Annotated in this window: 23 protein-coding genes; 10 read left to right on the top strand and 13 right to left on the bottom strand. The window is 73.5% G+C overall.

Annotated features, from left to right (window positions below):
* Positions 1-812: 812 nt before the first annotated feature.
* The 3 genes from PUR56_RS39165 to PUR56_RS39175 all read left to right on the top strand — a co-directional run bounded on the left by PUR56_RS39165 (position 813) and on the right by PUR56_RS39175 (position 4,974).
* A complete protein-coding gene (locus tag PUR56_RS39165; RefSeq protein WP_329883631.1) occupies positions 813-2,090 on the top strand; it encodes a PTS transporter subunit EIIC in 1,278 nt (425 codons plus the stop codon).
* Positions 2,091-2,617: 527 nt separating this feature from the next.
* Entirely contained in the window at positions 2,618-3,688 is a 1,071-nt protein-coding gene (locus tag PUR56_RS39170; protein ID WP_329952480.1) for an LLM class flavin-dependent oxidoreductase, read from the top strand.
* Positions 3,685-4,974, top strand: coding sequence for an LLM class flavin-dependent oxidoreductase (locus tag PUR56_RS39175; RefSeq protein ID WP_329952481.1), 1,290 nt, complete (start codon positions 3,685-3,687; stop codon positions 4,972-4,974). Before PUR56_RS39170 ends, PUR56_RS39175 begins: the two co-directional genes overlap by 4 nt.
* Positions 4,975-5,071: 97 nt before the next feature.
* On the opposite strand, the gene PUR56_RS39180 is transcribed toward PUR56_RS39175, so the two are convergent.
* Positions 5,072-6,064, bottom strand: a complete 993-nt coding sequence (locus PUR56_RS39180) for a helix-turn-helix transcriptional regulator (RefSeq protein WP_329952482.1) — start codon at positions 6,062-6,064, stop codon at positions 5,072-5,074.
* A 142-nt stretch (positions 6,065-6,206) separates the two neighbouring features.
* On the opposite strand from PUR56_RS39180, the gene PUR56_RS39185 reads away from it, so the two are divergent.
* Positions 6,207-7,127, top strand: coding sequence for a branched-chain amino acid transaminase (locus tag PUR56_RS39185; RefSeq protein ID WP_329952483.1), 921 nt, complete (start codon positions 6,207-6,209; stop codon positions 7,125-7,127).
* A gap of 93 nt (positions 7,128-7,220) precedes the next feature.
* Here PUR56_RS39185 and PUR56_RS39190 read toward each other — a convergent pair whose 3' ends face one another.
* The 9 genes from PUR56_RS39190 to clpS form a co-directional block, all read right to left on the bottom strand.
* Entirely contained in the window at positions 7,221-7,967 is a 747-nt protein-coding gene (locus PUR56_RS39190; protein ID WP_329883626.1) for an MBL fold metallo-hydrolase, read from the bottom strand.
* A 245-nt stretch (positions 7,968-8,212) separates the two neighbouring features.
* Positions 8,213-8,404 carry a MerR family transcriptional regulator gene (locus PUR56_RS39195; RefSeq protein WP_329883625.1) on the bottom strand — a complete coding sequence of 64 codons (192 nt, stop codon included), beginning with the start codon at positions 8,402-8,404 and terminating at the stop codon, positions 8,213-8,215.
* A 213-nt stretch (positions 8,405-8,617) separates the two neighbouring features.
* The gene (locus PUR56_RS39200; protein ID WP_329883624.1) at positions 8,618-9,586 is read right to left on the bottom strand and encodes a PLP-dependent cysteine synthase family protein; all 969 of its coding nucleotides are present in this window, start codon (positions 9,584-9,586) and stop codon (positions 8,618-8,620) included.
* A gap of 95 nt (positions 9,587-9,681) precedes the next feature.
* Positions 9,682-9,960, bottom strand: coding sequence for a MoaD/ThiS family protein (locus PUR56_RS39205; protein WP_329883622.1), 279 nt, complete (start codon positions 9,958-9,960; stop codon positions 9,682-9,684).
* Between the two features lie 106 nt (positions 9,961-10,066).
* Positions 10,067-10,186 (bottom strand): putative leader peptide, encoded by a 120-nt coding sequence (locus PUR56_RS39210; RefSeq protein ID WP_327677307.1) that lies wholly within the window; start codon positions 10,184-10,186, stop codon positions 10,067-10,069.
* Between the two features lie 150 nt (positions 10,187-10,336).
* Positions 10,337-10,768 (bottom strand): M67 family metallopeptidase, encoded by a 432-nt coding sequence (locus tag PUR56_RS39215; RefSeq protein WP_329952484.1) that lies wholly within the window; start codon positions 10,766-10,768, stop codon positions 10,337-10,339.
* Between the two features lie 77 nt (positions 10,769-10,845).
* Entirely contained in the window at positions 10,846-12,312 is a 1,467-nt protein-coding gene (locus tag PUR56_RS39220; RefSeq protein ID WP_329883620.1) for an amino acid permease, read from the bottom strand.
* 273 nt (positions 12,313-12,585) lie between these two features.
* Positions 12,586-13,161 carry a DUF2017 domain-containing protein gene (locus PUR56_RS39225; protein WP_329883618.1) on the bottom strand — a complete coding sequence of 192 codons (576 nt, stop codon included), beginning with the start codon at positions 13,159-13,161 and terminating at the stop codon, positions 12,586-12,588.
* Between the two features lie 56 nt (positions 13,162-13,217).
* The gene (clpS, locus tag PUR56_RS39230) at positions 13,218-13,511 is read right to left on the bottom strand and encodes an ATP-dependent Clp protease adapter ClpS (protein WP_063351371.1); all 294 of its coding nucleotides are present in this window, start codon (positions 13,509-13,511) and stop codon (positions 13,218-13,220) included.
* A gap of 176 nt (positions 13,512-13,687) precedes the next feature.
* Here clpS and PUR56_RS39235 point away from each other — a divergent pair, with 176 nt between their 5' ends.
* Complete coding sequence (locus PUR56_RS39235) at positions 13,688-15,004, top strand: nicotinate phosphoribosyltransferase (RefSeq protein WP_329952485.1); 1,317 nt, start codon at positions 13,688-13,690, stop codon at positions 15,002-15,004.
* Positions 15,005-15,230: 226 nt separating this feature from the next.
* Positions 15,231-15,821 (top strand): nicotinamidase, encoded by a 591-nt coding sequence (locus PUR56_RS39240; RefSeq protein ID WP_329952486.1) that lies wholly within the window; start codon positions 15,231-15,233, stop codon positions 15,819-15,821.
* Between the two features lie 18 nt (positions 15,822-15,839).
* On the opposite strand, the gene PUR56_RS39245 is transcribed toward PUR56_RS39240, so the two are convergent.
* On the bottom strand, positions 15,840-16,856 hold the full coding sequence (locus PUR56_RS39245; RefSeq protein WP_329883615.1) for a hypothetical protein: 1,017 nt from the start codon (positions 16,854-16,856) through the stop codon (positions 15,840-15,842).
* Between the two features lie 256 nt (positions 16,857-17,112).
* Here PUR56_RS39245 and PUR56_RS39250 point away from each other — a divergent pair, with 256 nt between their 5' ends.
* Positions 17,113-17,769, top strand: a complete 657-nt coding sequence (locus PUR56_RS39250) for a hypothetical protein (RefSeq protein WP_329952487.1) — start codon at positions 17,113-17,115, stop codon at positions 17,767-17,769.
* A gap of 530 nt (positions 17,770-18,299) precedes the next feature.
* Positions 18,300-18,746, top strand: a complete 447-nt coding sequence (locus PUR56_RS39255; protein ID WP_329952488.1) for an RNA polymerase sigma factor — start codon at positions 18,300-18,302, stop codon at positions 18,744-18,746.
* Between the two features lie 157 nt (positions 18,747-18,903).
* Here the strand turns inward: PUR56_RS39255 and PUR56_RS39260 are convergent, their stop codons facing one another.
* Together PUR56_RS39260 and PUR56_RS39265 are read right to left on the bottom strand one after the other, a co-directional pair.
* A complete protein-coding gene (locus PUR56_RS39260) occupies positions 18,904-19,470 on the bottom strand; it encodes a DinB family protein (protein WP_329952489.1) in 567 nt (188 codons plus the stop codon).
* 124 nt (positions 19,471-19,594) lie between these two features.
* On the bottom strand, positions 19,595-19,999 hold the full coding sequence (locus tag PUR56_RS39265; protein WP_329952490.1) for a winged helix-turn-helix transcriptional regulator: 405 nt from the start codon (positions 19,997-19,999) through the stop codon (positions 19,595-19,597).
* 187 nt (positions 20,000-20,186) lie between these two features.
* Between PUR56_RS39265 and PUR56_RS39270 the strand changes: the two genes are divergently transcribed.
* Positions 20,187-20,855: an NAD(P)-dependent oxidoreductase gene (locus tag PUR56_RS39270; RefSeq protein ID WP_329952491.1), complete on the top strand. Its 669-nt coding sequence runs from the start codon at positions 20,187-20,189 to the stop codon at positions 20,853-20,855.
* A 98-nt stretch (positions 20,856-20,953) separates the two neighbouring features.
* Complete coding sequence (locus PUR56_RS39275) at positions 20,954-21,445, top strand: GNAT family N-acetyltransferase (RefSeq protein WP_329952529.1); 492 nt, start codon at positions 20,954-20,956, stop codon at positions 21,443-21,445.
* Positions 21,446-21,453 lie beyond the last annotated feature (8 nt).

A 21,453-nucleotide genomic window follows, 5' to 3' on the forward strand; every position in this document is an offset into this window, starting at 1 on the left:
GGCCGGAAATTCGGGGACAGGACCACGACCCCGACCGCGCCCGGCCTGCGCCCGGGCGGCACCCGGACAGCACCGGCGGGCACGGCGGGCGGGCGTCGACGGGCAACGGGGCCCGCACAGGAGGGCAACGGGTGGGCCGCAGGGGGACACCCGGCGGGCACGGCGCCCGCGGACCGCGGCCGGGGGGTCCGGGTGGGGGTCCGGGTGGGGGGAAGATCACAACCCGCCGAGAACCACCGCCGGACAATCCGCCACCACCGCAGCCCTGCCGTTTCGCCTCCGGTTTCCTGCGCGAAGAGATCGCGGCGGCGGACCCGGGAGCAATCCCGACGACGATTACCGGGCGCCCGGCGAGGGGGGTACATGACACCGGCGCCCCGCAGGGCCGCGACCGTCCGGGGCGGGCCGGCTCGGGCCCGGCTCCCCCGGCCGCCGCGACCTCGGCCACCTCCCCCGCCGTCCTCCGGCGGACCCCCGCCCGCCCCTCCCCCGCGTCCGGGGCCGTCCGGGGCTCCCGAGGCCCCTCCCGTCCGGCCTCCGACGGCCCTGCGGGCCGGGCCTGCCGGGGGTCCAGGCTTTTTGTTGCGCAAATAGCCAAAATCCCAATCACCGCGGGTAATCATGATCGTCGATCCGCAAGTAGGTTTCGATTTCATAGCGCTTCCCATCAGCAGCGCTTTCGGGGGTTCCCCCCCTTCTCCACCCGTGCTACAAAACTGGTCTACACCACGTGTGGTGTAGACCAGTTCGCGGTTCGGCCCCCTGTGCCTGTCCCCCGACCGACCCGCCCTTGCCGTTAGGAACCCACCCCCATGAGTCAGTCTGCGCAGGCACCGGCGCCCGCCGCGGCTCCGGCCACGCCAAGCCCCACCAAGAAGTTCGGCCAGAACCTGATCCAGGGTCTGCAGAAGATCGGCCGCAGCCTGCAGCTGCCCATCGCCGTGCTCCCGGCCGCCGGTCTGCTCCTGCGCCTCGGCCAGGACGACGTCTTCGGCAAGGACGGCCTCGGCTGGGACAAGGTCGCCGCGGTGTTCGCCACCGCCGGCAACGGTGTCTTCGACAACCTGCCGCTGCTCTTCGCGGTGGGCATCGCCATCGGCTTCGCCAAGAAGGCCGACGGCTCGACCGCCCTCGCCGCCCTGGTCGGCTTCCTGGTCTACAAGAACGTGCTCACCGCGTTCCCGATCACCGAGGGCCACGTCACGGACGGCAAGTGGGTCGCCCCGACCTACCAGAACCCGGGTGTGCTCGGCGGTATCGTGATCGGTCTGCTCAGCGCCGTGCTGTGGCAGAAGTACCACCGCACCAAGCTGGTCGACTGGCTCGGCTTCTTCAACGGCCGCCGTCTCGTCCCGATCATCATGGCCTTCGTCGGCACCGCCGTCGGTGTCCTCTTCGCCCTGACCTGGGGCCCGATCGGCGACGCCATCAAGAGCCTGAACGACACCCTGATCGGGGCCGGCGCGCTCGGCGCAGGCGCCTTCGGCCTGGTCAACCGCGGTCTGCTGCCGGTCGGCATGCACCAGTTCGTGAACTCCTTCGCCTGGTTCCAGACCGGTGACTTCACCAAGCCCGACGGCACCGTCGTGCACGGCGACCTGACCCGCTTCTTCGCCGGCGACCCCACCGCCGGACAGTTCATGTCGGGCTTCTACCCGATCATGATGTTCGCGCTGCCCGCCGCCGCCTTCGCCATCGCCCACACCGCCAAGCCGCACCGCCGCAAGGCCGTCACCGGCATGATGCTGTCCCTGGCGCTGACCTCCTTCGTCACCGGTGTCACCGAGCCGATCGAGTTCTCCTTCGTCTTCATCGCCCCGCTGCTGTACGTCATCCACGCGCTCCTCACCGCCGTCTCGATGGCCCTCACCTGGGCGCTCGGGGTGCACGACGGCTTCACCTTCTCCGGCGGTCTGATCGACTACCTGCTCGCCTGGAACAAGGCCACCGACCCGTGGATGATCATCCCGCTCGGCCTGGCGTTCGCCGCCCTGTACTACTTCCTCTTCCGCTTCGCGATCGTCAAGTTCGACCTCAAGACCCCCGGTCGCGAGGACGACGACGAGATCGAGGACGTCACCAAGGCCTGACGCCGGGAACCACCTGACGCCGCTCACGGCCCCGCCCCGCCACCCGCTCCCCCGGGTGGCGGGGCGGGGCCGTTCGCGTGCCCCGCCCGGGTCCCGTAGCGGGTCCCGTCCGTGCCCCGTACCGGAGACCGCCCGTGTCTCGTACCGGAGGCCGCCCGGTGAGACGGTGGTTGACGAACCGGGAAGATCGCTGGTCAACTGAAGCGGTGAACGCCCCTCGCATGCTGGTCACCCGCAGCCACATCGACTTCGGTCGCGTGTGGTCCGCGGCGTGTTGCGCCTGACCCGAGCGTTCCCCCCCCGCCGCCGCGCCGCTGACGTCCCCGCCGCGCCCCGGCCGCACCGCCTCCCGTCCCGCCCGTGACCCGGGGCTGCCGCCGTCCGCCCGGCCGCACCGCGCGCGAACCCGCGCGCGGCGGGCCCGCACGGCACACCACGCGTCCGTACGCACCGCGTCCGCGCACCTCGCGGCCCGGCGCACCGCCTCCGCACGCACCGCTTCCGTACGAGGAAAGTCAAGGCCACACATGCCCCGCCAGCTGCATCTTTCCGCCGCCCTCGACAGTCCGGGCCACGTCGACGCCGGTCACTTCACCGCCCTCGCCCACCTCGCCGAACGGGCCACCCTCGACTTCGTCACCCTCGACGACTCCTACACCCCCGAGCCGCGCCGGCTCGACGCGCTCGCCACCTTCGCCAGGCTCGCCCCGGTCACCGGCGGCCTCGGCCTGGTGCCGACCGTCACCACCACCCACACCGAGCCGTTCCACACCTCGATATCCGTCAACACCCTGGACTGGGTGAGCGAGGGCCGCGCCGGCTGGCTGGTCGGCGTCTCCGACACCGAGGCCGAGGCGAAGGCCTTCGGCCGCAAGGGCACCGCGCCGGCCGACGAGCTCTGGGCCGAGGCGGCCGACGCCGCCGAGGTCGCCTCCCGGCTCTGGGACAGCTGGGAGGACGACGCGGAGATCCGCGACACCGCCACCGGCCGGTTCATCGACCGCGAAAAGCTGCACTACATCGACTTCGAGGGGCCGCACTTCTCGGTCCGCGGACCCTCGATCACCCCGCGTCCGCCGCAGGGCCGGCCGGTCGTCGCCGTCACGGTCTCCGCCTCCGACCTCGCCCCGGACGCCACCGCCGGGGGCCGCGCCCGGGTCGACACGGCCGTCCGGTACGCCGACGTCGTCCTCCTGGACGCCCCCGACCGGGCCGCCCGGCTGACCGCCGCCACCGAACTTCGGCTGCGCGGCGGCGAGTCCCTGCGGATCCTGGCCAGGATCCCGGCCGTGCTCACCGACGACGCCGCCGCATCCGCGCTGGTCGCCGAGGTGACCGAGGGCGGCGGCGGAGTGGACGGCTTCCACCTGGTGCCCGCCGACCCGGCCCGTGACCTCGCCGCCGTCGCCGACCGCGTCGTCCCGGCGCTGCGCGAGCGCGGCCTGTTCCGCACCGCGTACAGCGGCCGCACCCTGCGCGACCACCTCGGCCTGGCCCGCCCGGCCGGCCGCTACGCCGTCGCCGCCACCATCACCCACACCCCCGCCGCCGGCAACGACGCCGCCGCCCCCGCCGCTCCCGCCGAGGTGACCCGATGACGGACCGCCCGCTCAAGCAGATCCACCTCGCCGCGCACTTCCCCGGCGTCAACAACACCACCGTCTGGACCGACCCCGCGTCCGCCAGCCAGATCGACTTCAGCTCCTTCCGCCGGCTCGCGGAGACCGCCGAGCGCGGGCGGTTCGACTTCTTCTTCCTCGCCGAGGGCCTGCGGCTGCGCGAGGTCAAGGGCCGCATCCACGACCTGGACGTGGTCGGCCGCCCCGAGTCGATCACCGTGCTGGGCGCGCTCGCCGCCGTCACCACCCACCTCGGGCTGGCCGCCACCGTCAACGCCACCTTCAACGAGCCCTACGAACTGGCCCGCCGGTTCGCCTCGCTGGACCACCTGTCCGGCGGCCGGGCCGCCTGGAACGTGGTGACCTCCTCGGACGCCTTCACCGGCGAGAACTTCCGCCGCGGCGGCTACCTCGACCGCGCCGACCGGTACACCCGGGCCGCCGAGTTCGTCCAGCTGGCCCGGGAGTTCTGGGACGCGACGGACGGCGGCACCGTCCGCCACCAGGGCCCGCAGTTCGACGTCGAGGGGACCCTCTCGGTGCCCCGCCCGCCGCAGGGGCACCCGGTCGTCATCCAGGCCGGCGACTCCGACGAGGGCCGCGAGTTCGCCGCCGCCACGGCCGACGTCATCTTCAGCCGGCACCACACCCTCACCGCCGGCCAGGCGTTCCACGCCGACGTCAAGCGCCGGCTGGCCGCGTACGGGCGCAAGCCGGACGAGCTCAAGATCATGCCCGGGGTCACCTACGTCCTGGGCGACACCCAGGCGGACGCCGTCGAGCGGGCCGCCGAGATCCGGCGCGCCCAGGTCAGCCCGGCGACCACGATCGGTTACCTGGAGCAGGTCTGGGGCATCGACCTCTCCGACCACGACCCGGACGGCCCGCTGCCCACCGTCGACCCGCTCCCGGACTCCGGCATCGTCAAGGGCCGGACCACGCTCGGCGATCCGCTGGAGATCGCCGCCAAGTGGCGCGCGGTGGCCGCCGAGAAGAAGCTCACCAGCCGCGAGCTGGTGATCGAGGTGACCGGCCGGCAGTCCTTCATCGGCACCCCGGAGGCGATCGCCGAGCAGGTCAACACCTACGTGCAGAGCGACGCGGCGGACGGCTTCATCCTCGTCCCGCACCTCACCCCGGGCGGGCTCGACGGGTTCGTCGACCGGGTGGTGCCGCTGCTCCAGGAACGCGGGGTGTTCCGCACCGAGTACTCCGGGACGACGCTGCGCGACCACCTCGGCCTGCCGGTCCCCAACCGGCGCTGACCCGGCCCGCGTCCGACCGCCCGACCGCACCGCCCCCGCCCGCCCCGGCCGTCTCGGGCCGTATCTCCGGCCGTATCTCCGGCCGGGGCCGGGGCGGTCAGACGCGGCCGAGACGGGCCGCGTACACGCCGGCCTGGAAGCGGCTCTCCGCGCCCAGGCCGGCGGTCAGTTCGGCGACCAGCCGGCGCACCGTCCGCTCGGACACCTCCAGCTTCCGGGCGATCGCCACGTCGGTCAGCCCGGCCGCCAGCAGCCGCAGCACCGCGCCGTGCCGATCCGTCATCTCCTCCGCACCGGGTACGAGTTCGACCGGCGTGCAGGCCGCCGACCAGAAGTACTCGAACAGTTCGGCCACCAGCGCGACCAGCGCCGGCTCGCGCACCACCACCGCCGCCTCGGCGGCGGGGGCGTCCCCGCCCGGCCCGGCGCCCGGGGCGGGCAGGATCGCCAGCCGGGCGTCGACCACGATCAGCCAGAGCGGCAGCGAGTGGGCCGTCCTGATCCGCGCCCCGGCCGCGGTCAGCTCCCGGACGTGCGCGAGCACGGCCGGCCGGCGCAGCGCCGCGGCCGGGTAGATGGTGCGCAGCGCGGCCCCGTGGGCGAGGGCGAGCCGCTCGCGGGCGAGCTTGCCGGCGAGGGCGGCCCCGGAGAGGTCCTGGCCGGGGCGGAGCGAGAGCGCCTCGGTGCGGGCGCCGCGGGCGGCGTCCTCCAGCAGGGCGGCGATCCGTTCGGCGCCGCTGACAAGTTCGAGGGCGCTGCCGGTCCGGTGCCGGTGCTGGACGGGGAGGTAGCGGGTGTGCAGGCGGTCGACCGAGTCGCGGGCCCGGTGGAGCGCGCCGACCAGGGCGGTGACCTGTTCGTCGGCGTCGATCAGCAGTTGGCGGACGGCGGTGTCGACGGAGACGGCGGCGTGGCCGGGGGGATCCCCGGCGGCGGTGGGCTGGAGCAGGCCGAGGGCCAGCAGTTCAGCGGTGGCGGCGGCGAGTCGCGGTTCGTCCCAGTCGGGGCCGGTGGCGGCGGGCGGGCGGCCGGGTTCGGCGAGCAGGCGGGCGTAGAGCTGGGTGGCGTCGCCGCCGGTGGGGCTCTCCATCGGCGCAGCCTAGTGAAGGGGGTGCGGGTCGGGCGGGGGGTTTCCGAGGGGCGAGACGGCTCGCTTCCGCTCCCGGTCATGGCCGGTTCCGGCAGTGCCGGAGCGGCTGACCTGCGGCGGGCGGGTGGTCAGGATGGGCGGCATGGCAGCTCTTCCCGAAGCTTCGACGATCTGGTTGGACGGCGCGCTGGTGCCCTGGCAGCAGGCGCGGACGCACGTCCTGACGCACGGCCTGCACTACGGCACGGGGGTGTTGGAGGGCACCCGGGCGTTCGCCACGGCGGACGGTCCGGCGGTCTTCCGGCTGTCCGAGCACCTGCACCGGCTGGACCGCAGTGCGCGCATGCTGCGGATGGAACTACCGTTCAGCGTGGACGACTTGGCCGTGGCGACGGTGGACCTGGTGCGGGCCAACGGTCATCGCTCCTGCTACCTGCGGCACTTCGCCTTCCTGGGGTACGGCGCGATGGGTCTGGACATGCGGTTCTCGCCGACCACGACGGCGATCGCGAGCTGGGAGTGGCACGGGCAGCTCCCGGACGCCGCTGCGGGGATCAGGCTGAAGACGAGCAGTTGGCGGCGGACCGATCCGAACTCGGTGCCGCCGGCCGCGAAGGCGACGGGCCCGTACCTGAACGCGGTGCTGGCGCGCCGGGAGGCGACCGACGCGGGGTACGACGAGGCGCTGCTGCTGGGGCCGGACGGCACGGTGAGCGAGTGCACCGGCGAGAACGTGTTCGCGGTGCGCGGCGGGGTGCTGCGCACGCCGCCGGCGAGCGCGGGCGCGCTGGAGGGGATCACCCAGGACACGGTGCTGACGCTGGCCCGGGACCTGGGGGTGGAGGTGCGGGTGGAGGCGCTGCTGCGGTCGGACCTGTACGCGGCGGACGAGGTGTTCCTGTGCGGTACGGCGGCGGGGGTGGTGGCGGTGGGTTCGCTGGACGACCGCGCGTTGCCGTGTGCGCCGGGCCCGCTGACGGTGCGGTTGCGGGAGGCGTACGAGGCGGCGGTCTCGGGCGCGGATCCGCGGTACCGGCACTGGCTGACGCCGGTGGGCGCGTAGGCGCCTACGCGTCTGGGCGCGTGGGGCGTGCGAGGGTGTGGGGCGCGCGGGGGCGCGGGGGCGCGGGCCCGGCGTGGGGCGCGCGGGCCGGGGTCAGATCGGGTAGACCGCGCCGGCCCGGGCGATCTCGACGGGGCCGGCGAACGCGGCGGTGGCGTCCCGGAGGTTGTGCTCGGCGTCGGTCCACGGCGGGATGTGGGTGAGGACGAGCCGGCGGGCGCGGGCGGCGGTGGCGTGCTCGCCGGCCTCCCGGCCGTTGAGGTGGACGGCCCGGTAGGTGTCGCGGCCGTCGATGTAGGCGGCCTCGCAGAGGAAGAGGTCGGCGTCGCGGGCGAGTTCGACGAGTTCGGGGCTCTCGCCGGTGTCACCGGAGTAGACGAGGCTGCGACCGTCGTGTTCCAGCCGGAAGGCGAAGGCGTCGACGGGGTGGTTGACCTGGGCGACCTCGACGCGGAACGGGCCGAGGTCGAAGCGTCCGGGGGTGAGGGTGCGGAACTCGAACACCTCCTTCATGCCCGGGTTCTCGGGCATGTCGTAGGCGCGGGCCATCCGTTCGGCGGTGCCGGCCGGGCCGTAGACGGGCATCGGGTCCGGACAGCCCTCGGCGCGGTAGTTGCGGGCGACCCAGTAGGCGCAGAGGTCGACGCAGTGGTCGGCGTGCAGGTGGCTGAGCAGGACGGCGTCGACCTCGTAGATCGACACGTACTTCTGCAGGGCGCCGAGTGCGCCGTTGCCGAGGTCGAGCACGACGCGGTAGCCGTCGGCCTCCACGAGGTAGCTGGAGCACGGCGAGTCGGCGGACGGGAAGCTCCCCGAGCACCCCACCACGGTCAGTTTCATCCGAGCCCCTCCGCCCCGACACGTCCTGGCAGCCGCTGGTCATGACAGAGCGGGCCGGGTCGACCGGCCGGTAGCGCTGCCCTTCGCGTGTGTCGAGGGTAAGGGCGGAGGGGCACTTTGCCCCCGTCTCCGTGCCGTGCTGTGGCTGGAATCACCAGAACGCCGGGGAGCCGGGGGCGTGCCTCGGTCGGCGGGCGGTCGGACGGTCGTTCAGCGGTGATTCGGCGGTGGGTTCGGCGGTGGGTTCAGCGGTGGCCGGGACGCCGGCGGGCCCAGGCGCGGATGGTCTCGGGGTACCAGCGGGGGTGGCCGCTGCCGTCGGTCACGTCCGGTTCGGGGATCAGGCCGTGCCGTCGGTAGTTGCGGACGGTCTCGGGCTGGACGTTGATGTGGCGGGCGATCTCGGCGTACGACCACAGGTCGGTGCTGCGGCTCACGGGTCACCTCCGGCTGTGCGTGGGGGGACGTGCGTGATCAGCTTTTCCGGGCCCGGCGGCACCTTTAGCGCAGAACGGACACCGTGGTCGTACCGTGACAGACCGGGAGCACGGTACGGACAAATCCCCGATCGTCACGGGGACGAACGGGCGTCCGTCCGGCGAACGGCCGCGCGGACGGGCTCCACGGCCGGCCGCCCGGGCCGGGCGGCCTCAGGCCCAGAGCTGACCCTGCAGCGCCTCAACGGCCGCCTCGGTGGACTCGGCGGTGTAGATGCCGGTGGAGAGGTACTTCCAGCCGCCGTCGGCGACCACGAAGACGATGTCGGCGCGCTCGCCGGCCTTGGCGGCCTTGCGGCCGACGCCGATCGCCGCGTGCAGGATCGCACCGGTGGAGACGCCCGCGAAGATGCCCTCCCGCTGGAGGAGTTCGCGGGTGCGCTGCACGGCGTCGGCGGAGCCGACCGAGAAGCGGGTGGTGAGCACCTCGGCGTCGTACAGCTCGGGGACGAAGCCCTCGTCGAGGTTGCGCAGGCCGTAGACCAGGTCGTCGTAGCGCGGTTCGGCCGCGACGATCCGCACGCCGGGGACCTTCTCGCGCAGGAACCGGCCGACGCCCATCAGGGTGCCGGTGGTGCCGAGGCCGGCCACGAAGTGGGTGACGGCGGGCAGGTCGGCGAGGATCTCGGGCCCGGTGGTGGCGTAGTGGGCGCCGGCGTTGTCGGGGTTTCCGTACTGGTAGAGCATGACCCAGTCGGGGTGCTCGGCGGCGATCTCCTTGGCGATGCGCACCGCGGTGTTGGAGCCGCCGGCGGCCGGCGAGGGGATGATCTCGGCGCCCCACATGCGGAGCAGTTCGCGCCGTTCCTCGCTGGTGTTCTCGGGCATCACGCAGACCATCCGGTAGCCCTTGAGCTTGGCGGCCATGGCGAGCGCGATGCCGGTGTTGCCGCTGGTGGGCTCCAGGACGGTGCAGCCCGGGGTGAGCCGGCCGTCGGCCTCGGCGCGCTCGATCATGTGCAGCGCCGGGCGGTCCTTGATGGAGCCGGTGGGGTTGCGGTCCTCCAGCTTGGCCCAGAGGGTGACCAGGCCCTCGGTGTTGCCGGGGATCTCGGCGGAGAGCCGGGGCAGGCGGACCAGCGGGGTGTTGCCGACGGCTTCGAGCGGGCTGTCGTAACGCAAGGGGTGCCTCCGGCAACGGCGGTGAGGGTCGGGTCGGGCGGCTCGCCCCGCTCCGGCCGACCGCGGTGGCGGGGCGGAGCGGGGCGAGCGGGAGGTCAGCGGGCGCCGCCGGCCACGGCGGGCAGGATGGTGACGCTGTCACCGTCGGCGACGTTGGTGGAGATGCCCTCCAGGAAGCGGACGTCCTCGTCGTTCAGGTAGACGTTGACGAAGCGGCGCAGTTCGCCGCCGTCCAGCAGGCGGGCGGCGATGCCCGGGTGGCGGGCGTCGAGGTCGTTGAAGAGCTCCGCGAGGTTGCTGCCGGTGCCCTCGACGGCCTTGGCGCCGTCGGTGTAGGTGCGGAGGATGGTCGGGATGCGGACCTCGATGGCCATGGGTGCGCTCCTGTGCGAGTCGTGAGGTGGGGTGGACGCCGCAGCGGGCGCGGCAGGGCGTGGTGGGCCCGGAGCGTGGAACCTGCGGCGGGCCTGGGCGGGCGGCTCAGCGCGAGCGCGCCGGCGTGCCGGGACAGATCGCACTGGCGAGCCGGCACAGGTCGACGTGCAGGCGCGCCACGAGGCGGGTGCCCGGGGCCTGGGTGCTCACATCGACGGAACGCATGGGCTCATCGTATAGATTCCCGGGCCCGCTCATCCATGCCCGTCTCGGGATCCGGATGCTTCCGTTTCCCATGCTGAGACTACCGGGGAACGGCAAAGGCCCGCCGACGACGCACGGGCAGTCGGCGGGCCTCGCCCAGGTGGGTGCGGGTCAGGGCTGGTGGGCCTCGACGACCTGGACGTCTTCCTCTGTGATCTCACCGTCCACGATGCGGAACGAGCGGAACTGGTAAGGGTCCTCCGGGCCGTTGCCGTCGGCGGTGGAGACGAGGACGTAGTGGGCGTTCGGCTCGGAGGCGTAGGTCACGTCGGTGCGCGACGGGTAGGCCTCGGTGGCGGTGTGCGAGTGGTAGACGATCACGGGTACCTCGTCCCGGTCGTCCATCTCGCGGTAGAGCTTCAGCAGGTCACCCGAGTCGAACTCGTAGAAGGTCGGCGAGCGGGCCGCGTTGAGCATCGGGACGAACCGCTCGGGGCGGTCGCTGCCCTCCGGGCCGGCGACGACGCCGCAGGCCTCGTCCGGGTGGTCGGCGCGGGCGTGGGCGAGGATCGCGTCGCGCAGTTCTCGGGTGATGGTCAACATGCGGCCAGGATAGCCACGCCCCGGCGGCCGTCGGCCGTGGTGTCCACGGCCTGGGCCGCCGGGGTCTCGCGGGCCGGTCAGTGCGGGTCGCCGGCCCCGCCCCCGGAGCCGTTGCGGGCGTGCAGGTGGTCGTGCGCGACGGCGTGGACGGCCTCCGGGCGGCGGCGCTTGAGCACCTGGTAGCCGATCACCAGGACCACGGCCCAGCCCGGGAAGACGTACAGCGAGATCCGGTTGCTCTCGTCCAGGGCGATCAGCACGACCACGAGGACGAGGAAGGCGAGCGCGGCCCAGCTGGTCCAGGTGCCGCCGGGGGCCTTGAAGCTCGGCGGCGGCAGGTGGCCGCCCCTCCAGGCCTTCCGGTAGCGGATCTGGCAGATCAGGATCATCGCCCAGGTCCAGAGGCCGCAGACGGTGGCGACCGAGGTGATGTACTCGAACGCCTTGGCCGGGACGAGGTAGTTGAGCACCACGCCGGCGCCCATCAGCAGGCAGGAGAGGGTGATCGCGGCGGCCGGGGTGCGGCTGGAGTTGAGCTTGGTGAGCCGGCCGGGGGCCTGGCCGCGCAGGGCGAGGTCGCGGAGCATCCGGCCCGTGGAGTACATGCCGGAGTTGCAGGAGGAGAGCGCGGCGGTGAGCACCACGAAGTTGATGATGCCGGCGGCGGCGGGGATGCCGATCTTGCCGAAGGCGGCGACGAACGGGCTGACGCCGGGCTGGAACTCGGTCCACGGGACCAGCGAGAGGATGACCACCAGGGCGCCGATGTAGAAGAGCGCGATACGCCACGGCAGGGTGTTGATGGCGCGCGGCAGGGTCTTCTTCGGGTTCTCGCTCTCGCCGGCGGTGACGCCGACGAGTTCGACGCCGAGGTAGGCGAACATGACGATCTGCAGGGTCATCACGGTGGCGCCGATGCCCTTGGGGAAGAAGCCGCCGTTCTCCCAGAGGTGGGTGATCGACGCGGTGTCACCGGCGTCGCTGAAGCCGAGGGTGAGCACCCCGATGCCGATCAGGATCATGCCGATGATGGCGGTCACCTTGATCATGGAGAACCAGAACTCGATCTCGCCGAAGAGCTTCACCGAGATCAGGTTGGCCCCGTAGAGGATGACCAGGAACGTGAGCGCGCTGAGCCACTGCGGGATGCCGGGCGCCCAGAACTTCACGTAGACGGCGGCGGCGGTGGTTTCCGCCATGCCCGTGACAACCCAGAAGAGCCAGTACGTCCAGCCGGTCACGTAACCCGCGAACGGGCCGAGGAACTCCCGCGCGTACTCGGCGAAACTCCCGGACACCGGGCGGTAGGTGAGCAGTTCGCCGAGTGCCCGCATGATCGCGAAGATCACCACGCCGGCGACGGCGTAGGACAGGATCAGGCTGGGGCCGGACTTGGAGATCGCGGTGCCGGCGCCGAGGAAGAGGCCGGTGCCGATCGCGCCGCCGATCGCGATCATCTGGATCTGGCGGCTGCCGAGCCCCCGCTGATAGCCCTCCTCGTCCGGTTTGGCGTCGACGACTTCGTCGTAAACCTGCTCGGCCATGCTGGCACCGTCCTGGATGGGTGGTCTCGTGGGGTGGGGAGAAGTCGTACCACGCGGGATCCGGACAGCGGTGTCCATCTGAGCGATATTTGAGCATGTCCCGATAGGGTTTCGCCCGTTTTAACCGGAAAGGCCCCGACCGGTCGTCCGCATGCTGGACGGGTGGTCGGGGCCTTTCGGATGGGCGCGCGGGCAGCCCGGAGGCCGGTCCGGAGCACCCGGCCGGCGTACACGACCGGAGCGCCCGACCGGAGCGCCCGGCCGTCGCGCGGATCAGCCGGAGATCGACTCCAGCAACGACTCCTGGAGGGCGCCGAGCCAGAGGTAGGCCATCACCAGCGGCTTGCGCTCGTCGCTGTCCGGCAGGTCGTAGAGTCCCTGCTCGTCCTCGTCGGTGATCTCCAGCCGCACCCCCAGGGTGAGCCGCAGGTCGTTGAGCGCGCCCAGCCAGCGCAGGCACTCGGCGGCGGCCAGCTTCAGCACCCCGCCCTCGCCGTCGAGCCCGTCCAGGGCCCGGACGACGTGCAGCGCGTCCTCGCGCTTGCGGGCCCGCAGGTCCAGCTCGGTGTAGCGGCGGAACTCGGCGGCGGCCTCCCGGGACTCGTCGTCCGCGGGCTTCGCCGGATCGCCGTAGGCGTCCGGGAAGAGCCGGGCCAGCGCCGGGTCGTCGGGCGCCTCGCTCGGCCCCTCGGCGAACAGGGCGGCCAGCGGGTCGTCGTTCTCCCCGCCCGGGCCGGGGCCGATCAGCTCCAGCATCTGCACTTCCAGCGAGCGCAGGATGGAGGCCTCCAGCTCGTCCAGCGCGATCGCCGCGCTCCCGCCGCCGGCACTCTCGAACAACCCAGCCATCGGTATCGGTCAGCCCGTCTTCGTCGTCTCTGGTGGTGTACTGCGGTCGGGCGGTGTCAGTCGTGCTGCAGCGTGGCCCACAGGCCGTAGCCGTGCATCGCCTGCACGTCGCGTTCCATCTCCTCGCGGGATCCGCTGGAGACCACCGTCCGACCCTTGGTGTGCACCTCCATCATCAGCTTCCGGGCCTTGTCCTTCGGGTAGCCGAAGTAGGCCTGGAAGACGTACTGGACGTAGCTCATCAGGTTGACCGGGTCGTTGTGGACGATGGTGACCCAGGGGGTGTCGGGTTCCACCACCGGCAGGCCTTCGACCTCCGGGCGCTCGATCTCCACGGGCGCGACACTCACCGACGGGTCCCTCCTCACGACTCTGATCCCACAGGGCCGCCACGGGCCCCTTCAGCCCCCATGCTGCCATCCGGGGGACCGGCGGGCGATTCCGCCCCGGCGCCCGCAACGCGCCGGACGATCTCCTCCGACGAGAAATCGTCAATCTGACGCTAAGGGGTAGTAGCATCATCCTCATGGACGCCACTTCCGTGCCCGCGGCCGGCTCGACCGCGCTGCTCACCGACCGCTACGAGCTCACCATGCTGCAGGCCGCCCTGCGCAGCGGAGCCGCGCACCGCCGCTCCGTCTTCGAGGTGTTCACCCGCCGACTGCCCGGCGGCCGACGCTACGGCGTGGTGGCCGGCACCGGCCGGGTCCTGGACGCCGTCGAGAACTTCCGCTTCACCTCCGCCCAGCTCGACTGGCTGTCGGACCAGCACGTGGTCGACGAGGAGACCCTGCGCTTCCTCGCCGACTACCGGTTCACCGGGGACATCCACGGCTACCCCGAGGGCGAGGTCTACTTCCCCGGATCGCCGCTGCTCACCGTCGAGGGCAGCTTCGCCGAGGGGGTGATCCTGGAGACGGTGATCCTCTCGATCCTCAACCACGACTCGGCCATCGCGGCCGCGGCCTCCCGGATGGCCTCCGCCGCCGGCGGACGCCCGGTGATCGAGATGGGCGCCCGGCGCGCCCACGAGCAGGCCGCCGTCGCCGCCGCCCGCGCCGCGTACGTGGCCGGCTTCTCGGCCACCTCCGACCTGGAGGCCGGCTTCACCTACGGCATCCCGACCACCGGAACGGCCGCGCACGCCTTCACCCTCGTCCACGACAGCGAGCGGGACGCCTTCCGGGCCCAGATCGCCTCGATGGGCCGGGGCACCACCCTGCTGGTCGACACCTACGACCTGCGCGAGGCCGTCCGCACCGCCGTCGAGGTGGCCGGCCCCGAGCTGGGCGCGGTCCGGATCGACTCCGGCGACCTCACGCTGCTCGCCCACCGGGTCCGCCGCCAGCTCGACGAGCTCGGCGCCACCGAGACCCGGATCATCGTCACCTCCGACCTCGACGAGTACGCGATCGCCGCGCTGGCCGCCGCCCCGGTGGACGGCTACGGCGTCGGCACCAGCCTGGTCACCGGCAGCGGCCACCCGACCTGCGCGATGGTCTACAAGCTGGTCGCCCGGGCCACCGAACCGGACGGCCCGCTGCTCCCGGTCGCCAAGCGGGCGGCCGGCGGCAAGACCAGCACCGGCGGGCGCAAGTGGGCGGCCCGGCGGCCCGACGCGGACGGCGTCGCCGAGGCCGAGGTGGTCGGCACCGGGCGGATCCCGGCCGAACTGGAGCCGCACCTCGTCCAGGTGCCGCTGGTCAAGGGCGGCGAGGTGGTCGGCCGCGAGCCGCTCACCGCCGCGCGGGAACGGCACGTCCGGGCCCGGGCCGCGCTGCCGCTGTCGGCCACCCAGCTCTCCAAGGGCGACCCGGTGCTGGCGACCGAACTGCAGGTCTGACGACCGTTCGCACACGGGGCGGACGGTCGGGCCCGCACCGGGCCTTCCGCCCCCGGATGCCACTGCCTACAGTCGACCGTAGAGTTCCCCCCAAGTCCCCACCGCCGAGTCCCCGCACCGGAGAAGCTCCACCGGCGCCCGGCCGAAGCCCCGCCGAAGCCCACCGAACCTGTCGGACGCGCCCCGAACCGGCGCGCCGCCCCCACCAGACCGAGGAATGCGAGCCATGCACCGGGCACTGATCGTCGTCGACGTGCAGAACGACTTCTGCGAGGGCGGCAGTCTGGCCGTCACGGGCGGGGCCGAGGTGGCCGCCGCGATCACCGACCTCATCGCCGAGTCCGCCCCCGGCTACCGGCACATCCTCGCCACCCGCGACAACCACATCGACCCGGGTGACCACTTCTCCGACCGGCCCGACTACGTGCGCAGCTGGCCGGTGCACTGCGTGGCGGGCACGGAGGGGGTGGGCTTCCACCCCAACTTCGCCCCGTCCGTCACCTCCGGCGCGATCGAGGCGGTCTTCGACAAGGGCGCGTACGCGGCCGCGTACAGCGGTTTCGAGGGCGTGGACGAGAACAACCGCGGGCCGGCCGAGTGGCTGCGCGAACGGCAGGTCACCGAGGTGGACGTGGTCGGCCTCGCCACCGACCACTGCGTCAAGGCCACCGCCCTGGACGCGGTGCGGGCCGGGTTCACCACCAGGGTCCTGCTCGACCTGACGGCCGGGGTCTCCGAGCCGACCACCACCGCCGCGCTGGCGGAGCTGCGGGCGGCCGGGGTGGAGCTGATCGGAACGCCCGTGGTCGGGGGCTGAGCGTCCCGCCCTGCGGGTTCAGCGCTCGGTGATCAGCAGCTCCACCACGTCGGTGCCGCCCAGCCGGAACGCCTCGCGCAACTCGGCGCCGACGGCGTCCGCGTCGTCCGCCAGGCGCGTGCCGGAGACGTAGACCACCCGGACCCCGAGGTACTCCATCCGGTGCTGGCCGCCGCGCACCCAGGCCGCCTCCCCCTCGCTGACGCAGCGCAGTTCGGAGTCCACCTCCACGGCCACGCCCGCCGCGGGCCAGTACAGGTCGGGTACGGCGATGTAGGTGCCGCCGCGCATCCGCAGCTCCGGGCCGGTCAGCGGGGCGGGCAGCAGCCACTCGTCGACCAGCTCGCCGACCCGGCGCAGCACCGCGTCCCGTTCGGCGGCCAGCAAGCCGTCCAGCACCGCCCGCACCCGGGGGTCGTCGACCAGCCCGGACTCGACCAGCTCGGCGGTCAACTCCCGCACGGTGCAGCGGAGCTCGGGGCGGCCGACGGCCTCGCCCAGCACCTCCCGGACCGGCACCGGACCGGCCGGGCCCGCACCGGACGTCCACTCGCGCAGTGCGTCCGCGACCGCCCGGGCGACCGGCGCGCAGGCCAGGCCGTGCACCGAGCGGGCCACCAGCTCCCGTTCGGTGCGCCGGATCCGGACCTCGCCCGCGTCCTTCAGCCGGCGCTGGCGGGGCACCAGCACGTCCACACCGGTGACGGCGGGCAGTCGGGGCACCGCGGTGAAGCCGTACAGCGCCAGCGCGGCGGCGCCGGTGATCACCGCCCCCTCGCGGCGCCCCTCCTCGCGGCCGTTCTGCGCGGCGTAGAGCAGGGCCGCCCACATCCGCTGCTCCGGCGAGGGCTCGCCGGACTGCAGCAGGTAGACCCGGGGCAGCAGCCGCTGCCAGGAGCCGCCGCGGCGGCAGTGTTCACTGACGACCCGGCTCGGCACGCCCCGGGCGCGCAGCTGGCCTGCGGTGACGACGTTCTGCTGACGGCGCGCCAGCTCCTCCAGGGAAGGCGGCGGCGTGGGAATCCGGTAGCTCATGCCGACACCATCCCCAACCGCCCGGAACGTCGACCGGCCGCCTGACGCACTGTTACCCAACCGTCGCGAAACCGGGACCAGCCCGCACTAAAGTCCTCATACCCTCACCCATTCGGAGGAATGGGTGATCATATGCTTGTCAGAACCGGTCCTCGTCGACGAGTCACCAGTATGTCTGACCGTGCGTGACCAAGCACATACGCCGAAGTCACCTCCGGGCGTCACTCCCGCCCTCCGCATTGCCTACCCTTAGTGCATGTCACGTGACGAGACCGCCGGCCTCCGCGCGGCCCAGCTCCGCCTCGGCCGCCTGCCCGGATACGTCCGCCGGCCAGACCCGGCCCGCCGCAGCGGTGAACAGGGCCATACCTACAAGAAGGGCTGGGAGGTCCGCTTCACCGCCCGCAGCGAGGCGGAGATAGCGGAGATCCGCGATCTGGTGGTCGCCGCCGGGTTCGCCCCCGCCAGACCCTTCTTCAAGGGCCACCAGCTGATCCAACCCGTCTACGGGATGGCCGCCGTCCAGGCCTACCTCGCCGCTAGACAGGCGGCCGAGGAACACGCCGCCCGCGCCGTCCACGGACGCGGCCGGCGCGGCACCGACGGGACGGACCACGAAGCCGTCCACGAACCCGGTGGAGCCGTCTGCGAGGCACCCGGACCCGCCCACGACGCCGCCGCCGGCGCCGTCGACGTCAGTGGCGGCCACGGCGGCCACGGCAACGCGATCGGCCGCGCCGACCGCGGCCGGCTGGAGGCCGCCGGCGCCGCTGCGGCCGCCGCCGAGGCCGCCGCGGCCTCCGCCGCCCGACTGGCCCGCCGACGGGTCGTCGAGACGTTCCCCGCCCAACTCGAACGGAGCACCGCGGCGGACGCCCGGGTCGCCGCCGCCGAGACCCGCCAACCTTACTGACGCTCAGTCAATTTCCTTCTGGTACGCGGCTACAGGCCGACAACGGGCCGGGCGCGCGGAACGCGCGCGACGGGGCCGGCCCACCGATCAACCCACCCGGGGAGCCACTGCCCCCGGCCCCGCACCCCAGTCCACCGGGCCCGCCGAGCGCATGAACGGTGGTGCGGACGGTGGTGCGGAATCAGCTTCGCGCCGCAGGCGTGGACGAGAGCCGCCGAACCGCTTACGGTGGCACATCACACCGTCCGCGACGGCGCGCCGACCGGCCCGCCGCCCCGGCCGTGCCACCCCGCTGACCGGCCACGACGCACCAGCAGCCACGCCTCTGACATCACTGCGCACCGCTCACCCCCCGCTCACCACCGCCGCGCCACCCGCCGGCCCCCACCCGGCCACCGCCGGAACCGGCCGCGCGTCGGCGCCTTCCGGGCATTCCATCCGATTGGTAACCCAGCGCACCGAGCGCCTACCGTAGAGTGAGCACAGATGATCGACCGTCAGATGCCCATCTCACTTGCCGAGAAGCCGAGATGACCAATCGTCAGGACAGCACCGCCGAGCCACCCCCGGGGCCCGGCGCACCTCCCGCCGTACCGCTGGAGTTCGCGGCGTTCTGCGAACTCCACCGACCGCGGTACCTCAGCTACGCCCACGTCTGGCTGCCCGACCACACCCAGGCGGTCGGCGCCGTCCAGCAGGCGTTCGCCGAAATCGCCGTCCACTGGCGCGAATTACTGGGAAGCTCCAACCCCACCGCGCGCGCCTGGCAGATCCTGCGCAACACCGTCGGCGAGCACACCCGGCAGAGCGGCCCGCCACCGGACCGCCCCGGCCACGCCGCCGATGACGACCTCGCCATCCTGCACTACGTCGTCGGACTCGCCGCACCCGAGATCGCCGACGTCATCGGCACCGACACCGCCAGCGTGGCCGGTCGACTGCGCCGCACCATGCTGCGCGAGGCCTCCGGCTGGTGACCCGGGGCGCGTCGCCCTGCCCGTCGCGCCCCCCGTCACCGCCGCACCCCGACCCGAACCACCGGCCGACCGGCCCGACCGCCCGGCGGCCCGGCCGGAGCGACCCGTCGGAAGGACCCACCCGAAGGACCCGTCCGAGGGACCGGCCGGATCCCGTTCAGACCCGCTCGCCCGTCACGTCGTACAGGTGGTGGACCGGATCGTGGATCAGGTAGCGGGAGAACGACTCCACCGTGAAACGCGCCCCGTCGCTGCGGTTTCCGGTCCGCGCCCACTGCGCGCCCACCACCCCCTCGAAGGCCACCGCCAGCAGCTCCGCGGCCTCCGCCAGCTCCACCGCCACCACCGCCGGCTCCTGCTCCCCGTACCGCTCGGCGACAGCCGTCCCGTCCTGGTCCCAGTTCGGGAACAGCGGGTCCTCCCGGTCCAGCATCAGGTCCAGCCGCACGCGGAACAGCCGGAACACGTCCCGGACGTGGCACGCGTACTCGACGTCCGACCAGATCTCCGGACGCGGCCGACGGCGCAGCGCCCCCGGGTCCCCCGCCAGCACGGCCGTCCAGCCCTCCGCGTTGGCCCGGATCATTCCGGCGACGTCCTCGCGGTCCACCGCCCCGGAATCCAGCCCGCAGTCCGGGCAGGGGCGCTCCAGGACCCAGGTCCAGTCCTTGGAGTCCGGAACGATCCCGTCGGCGGCGGCCTCGGCCTGCTCAGAAGTGGTCATGCCCCCAGCATGGCCGGGCCCGCACCCGCCCCACCAGCGGCGTCCGCGCCAGCGGTCGCCGAAATGCTGCCACGCCGTCCGCCCGCGGCCACCGGGCGCCACCGGGCGCCGCTCCGGCGGACCCCTACGCGGAGGGCTCCCGCTCGTACGCCTCGCGCGCCGCCAGCAGCTCCGCCAGGTTCGCGCGGCTCCAGTCGCAGACCGCGTCCATCGGCCCCAGCAGCGTCCGCCCGAGCGGCGTCAGCGCGTACTCGACCCGCGGCGGGTTCTCGTCGTACTCGGTCCGGACGACCACGCCCTCGTACTCCATCGCGCGCAGCGACTCGGCGAGCACCTTCGCGGTGATCCCCGCCAGCGGGACCCTCAGCTCGGAGAAGCGGCGCGGGCCGCCCTCCAGGCAGCGCATGATCTTCCACGCCCACTTGCGGCCGCCCAGCACCGGGACCGTCTGCACCGGGCAGTCCGGGTCGAAGAAGTCCGCCGGCAGCGGTACGGGCACGGTCCGCGTCGTTCCCCCGGTCTGCGTCATGCCCCGACGGTAACGGACCCGGCGCCCGCGCGGTCCGGGCCGCGGTACGGCCCCGTCCGCGGCCAGGCCCCCGTCCGCCGGCCAGGCCCCGTCGGCCGCCGGTACCGTTGAAGTAACCGGCACCCCCCGGTCTACCGTCACGGCGACGGCGGGCGACGACGCCCCCGACGAACGGACGGAGACCGCGATGAGCAGCACCGACAGCCCGATCGAAGCACCCGTGGACGTCATCGTCTTCGGCGCCGGCGGCCAGGTCGGCCGCGCCGTGGTCGCCGAGGCCAGGCGCCGCGGGCTGACCGTCACCGCCGCCGTCCGCGACCCCGGACGCCACGCCGACCTCACCGGCCCCGGCGTCACCCTGGTGTCCTGCGACGTCACCGACCCCGCCGCCGTCACCGGCGCGGCCCGCAGCCACTCCGCCGCCGTGAGCACCGTCTACACCCCCGACGTGCCCTCCGCCGAGTTCTACCCCGCCGCCGCCCGCGCCCTCGTCGCCGGCCTCCCCGCGGCCGGGGTCCGCCGGCTGGTCCACGTCGGAGTGGCCACCACCCTGGAGACCGCCCCCGGCGTGGCCGTCCACGACGACCCCGCCTTCCCCGAGGCCCACCGCGCCTTCTCGCTCGGCCACGCCGCCGCCCTCGACCTGCTCCGGGCCTCCCCCGCCACGCTCGACTGGGTCACCGTCACCCCGCCCCTGGACCTCGACCGCACCGCCCCCGGCACCGGCCGCTACCGGCTCGGCGGCCCGCAGGTCCTCGGCCGGCGGATCGCCCAGGCCGACCTCGCCGTCGCCGTCGCCGACCAGCTCACCGGACCGGCCGCCCGCCACCGCGAGCAGATCGCCGTCGCCGAGTAGCCCGAGCGGTCCGGCCGCCGTCCGGACCGCTCGGGGAGACCTCGCACCGGGACATCGCCCCTGGTCGGAACGGGGCACTCCGGTCCATGCTGGACACCATGCACATCCGCGACGCCACCCCCGACGACTGGCCCGCCATCTGGCCGTTCCTGCGCGACATCGTCGCCGCCGGCGAGACCTACTGCTGGGACCGCGACACCCCCGAGGACCTCGCCCGCGCCACCTGGTTCAAGCCCGGCGGCCGCGTCCTCGTCGCCGTCGACGAGGACACGGCCGGGACCGTCCTCGGCACCGCGGAGATCCACCCCAACCAGGCCGGCGCCGGCGCCCACGTCGCCAACGCCGGTTTCATGGTCGACCCCCGCCACGCCGGCCGCGGCGTCGCCCGCGCCCTCTGCGCCCACGTCCTCGACCGGGCCCGCGCCGACGGCTACCGCGCCATGCAGTTCAACGCCGTCGTCGAGACCAACCACCGCGCCGTCGCCCTCTGGCAGTCGTTCGGCTTCGACGTCCTCGCCACCGTCCCCGCCGCCTTCGACCACCCCACCGAAGGCCCCGTCGGCCTCCACCTCATGCACCGCACCCTGTAGCCCGGACG

This window comes from Streptomyces sp. BE303, from assembly GCF_036290945.1.
Classification (GTDB): Bacteria; Actinomycetota; Actinomycetes; order Streptomycetales; family Streptomycetaceae; genus Kitasatospora.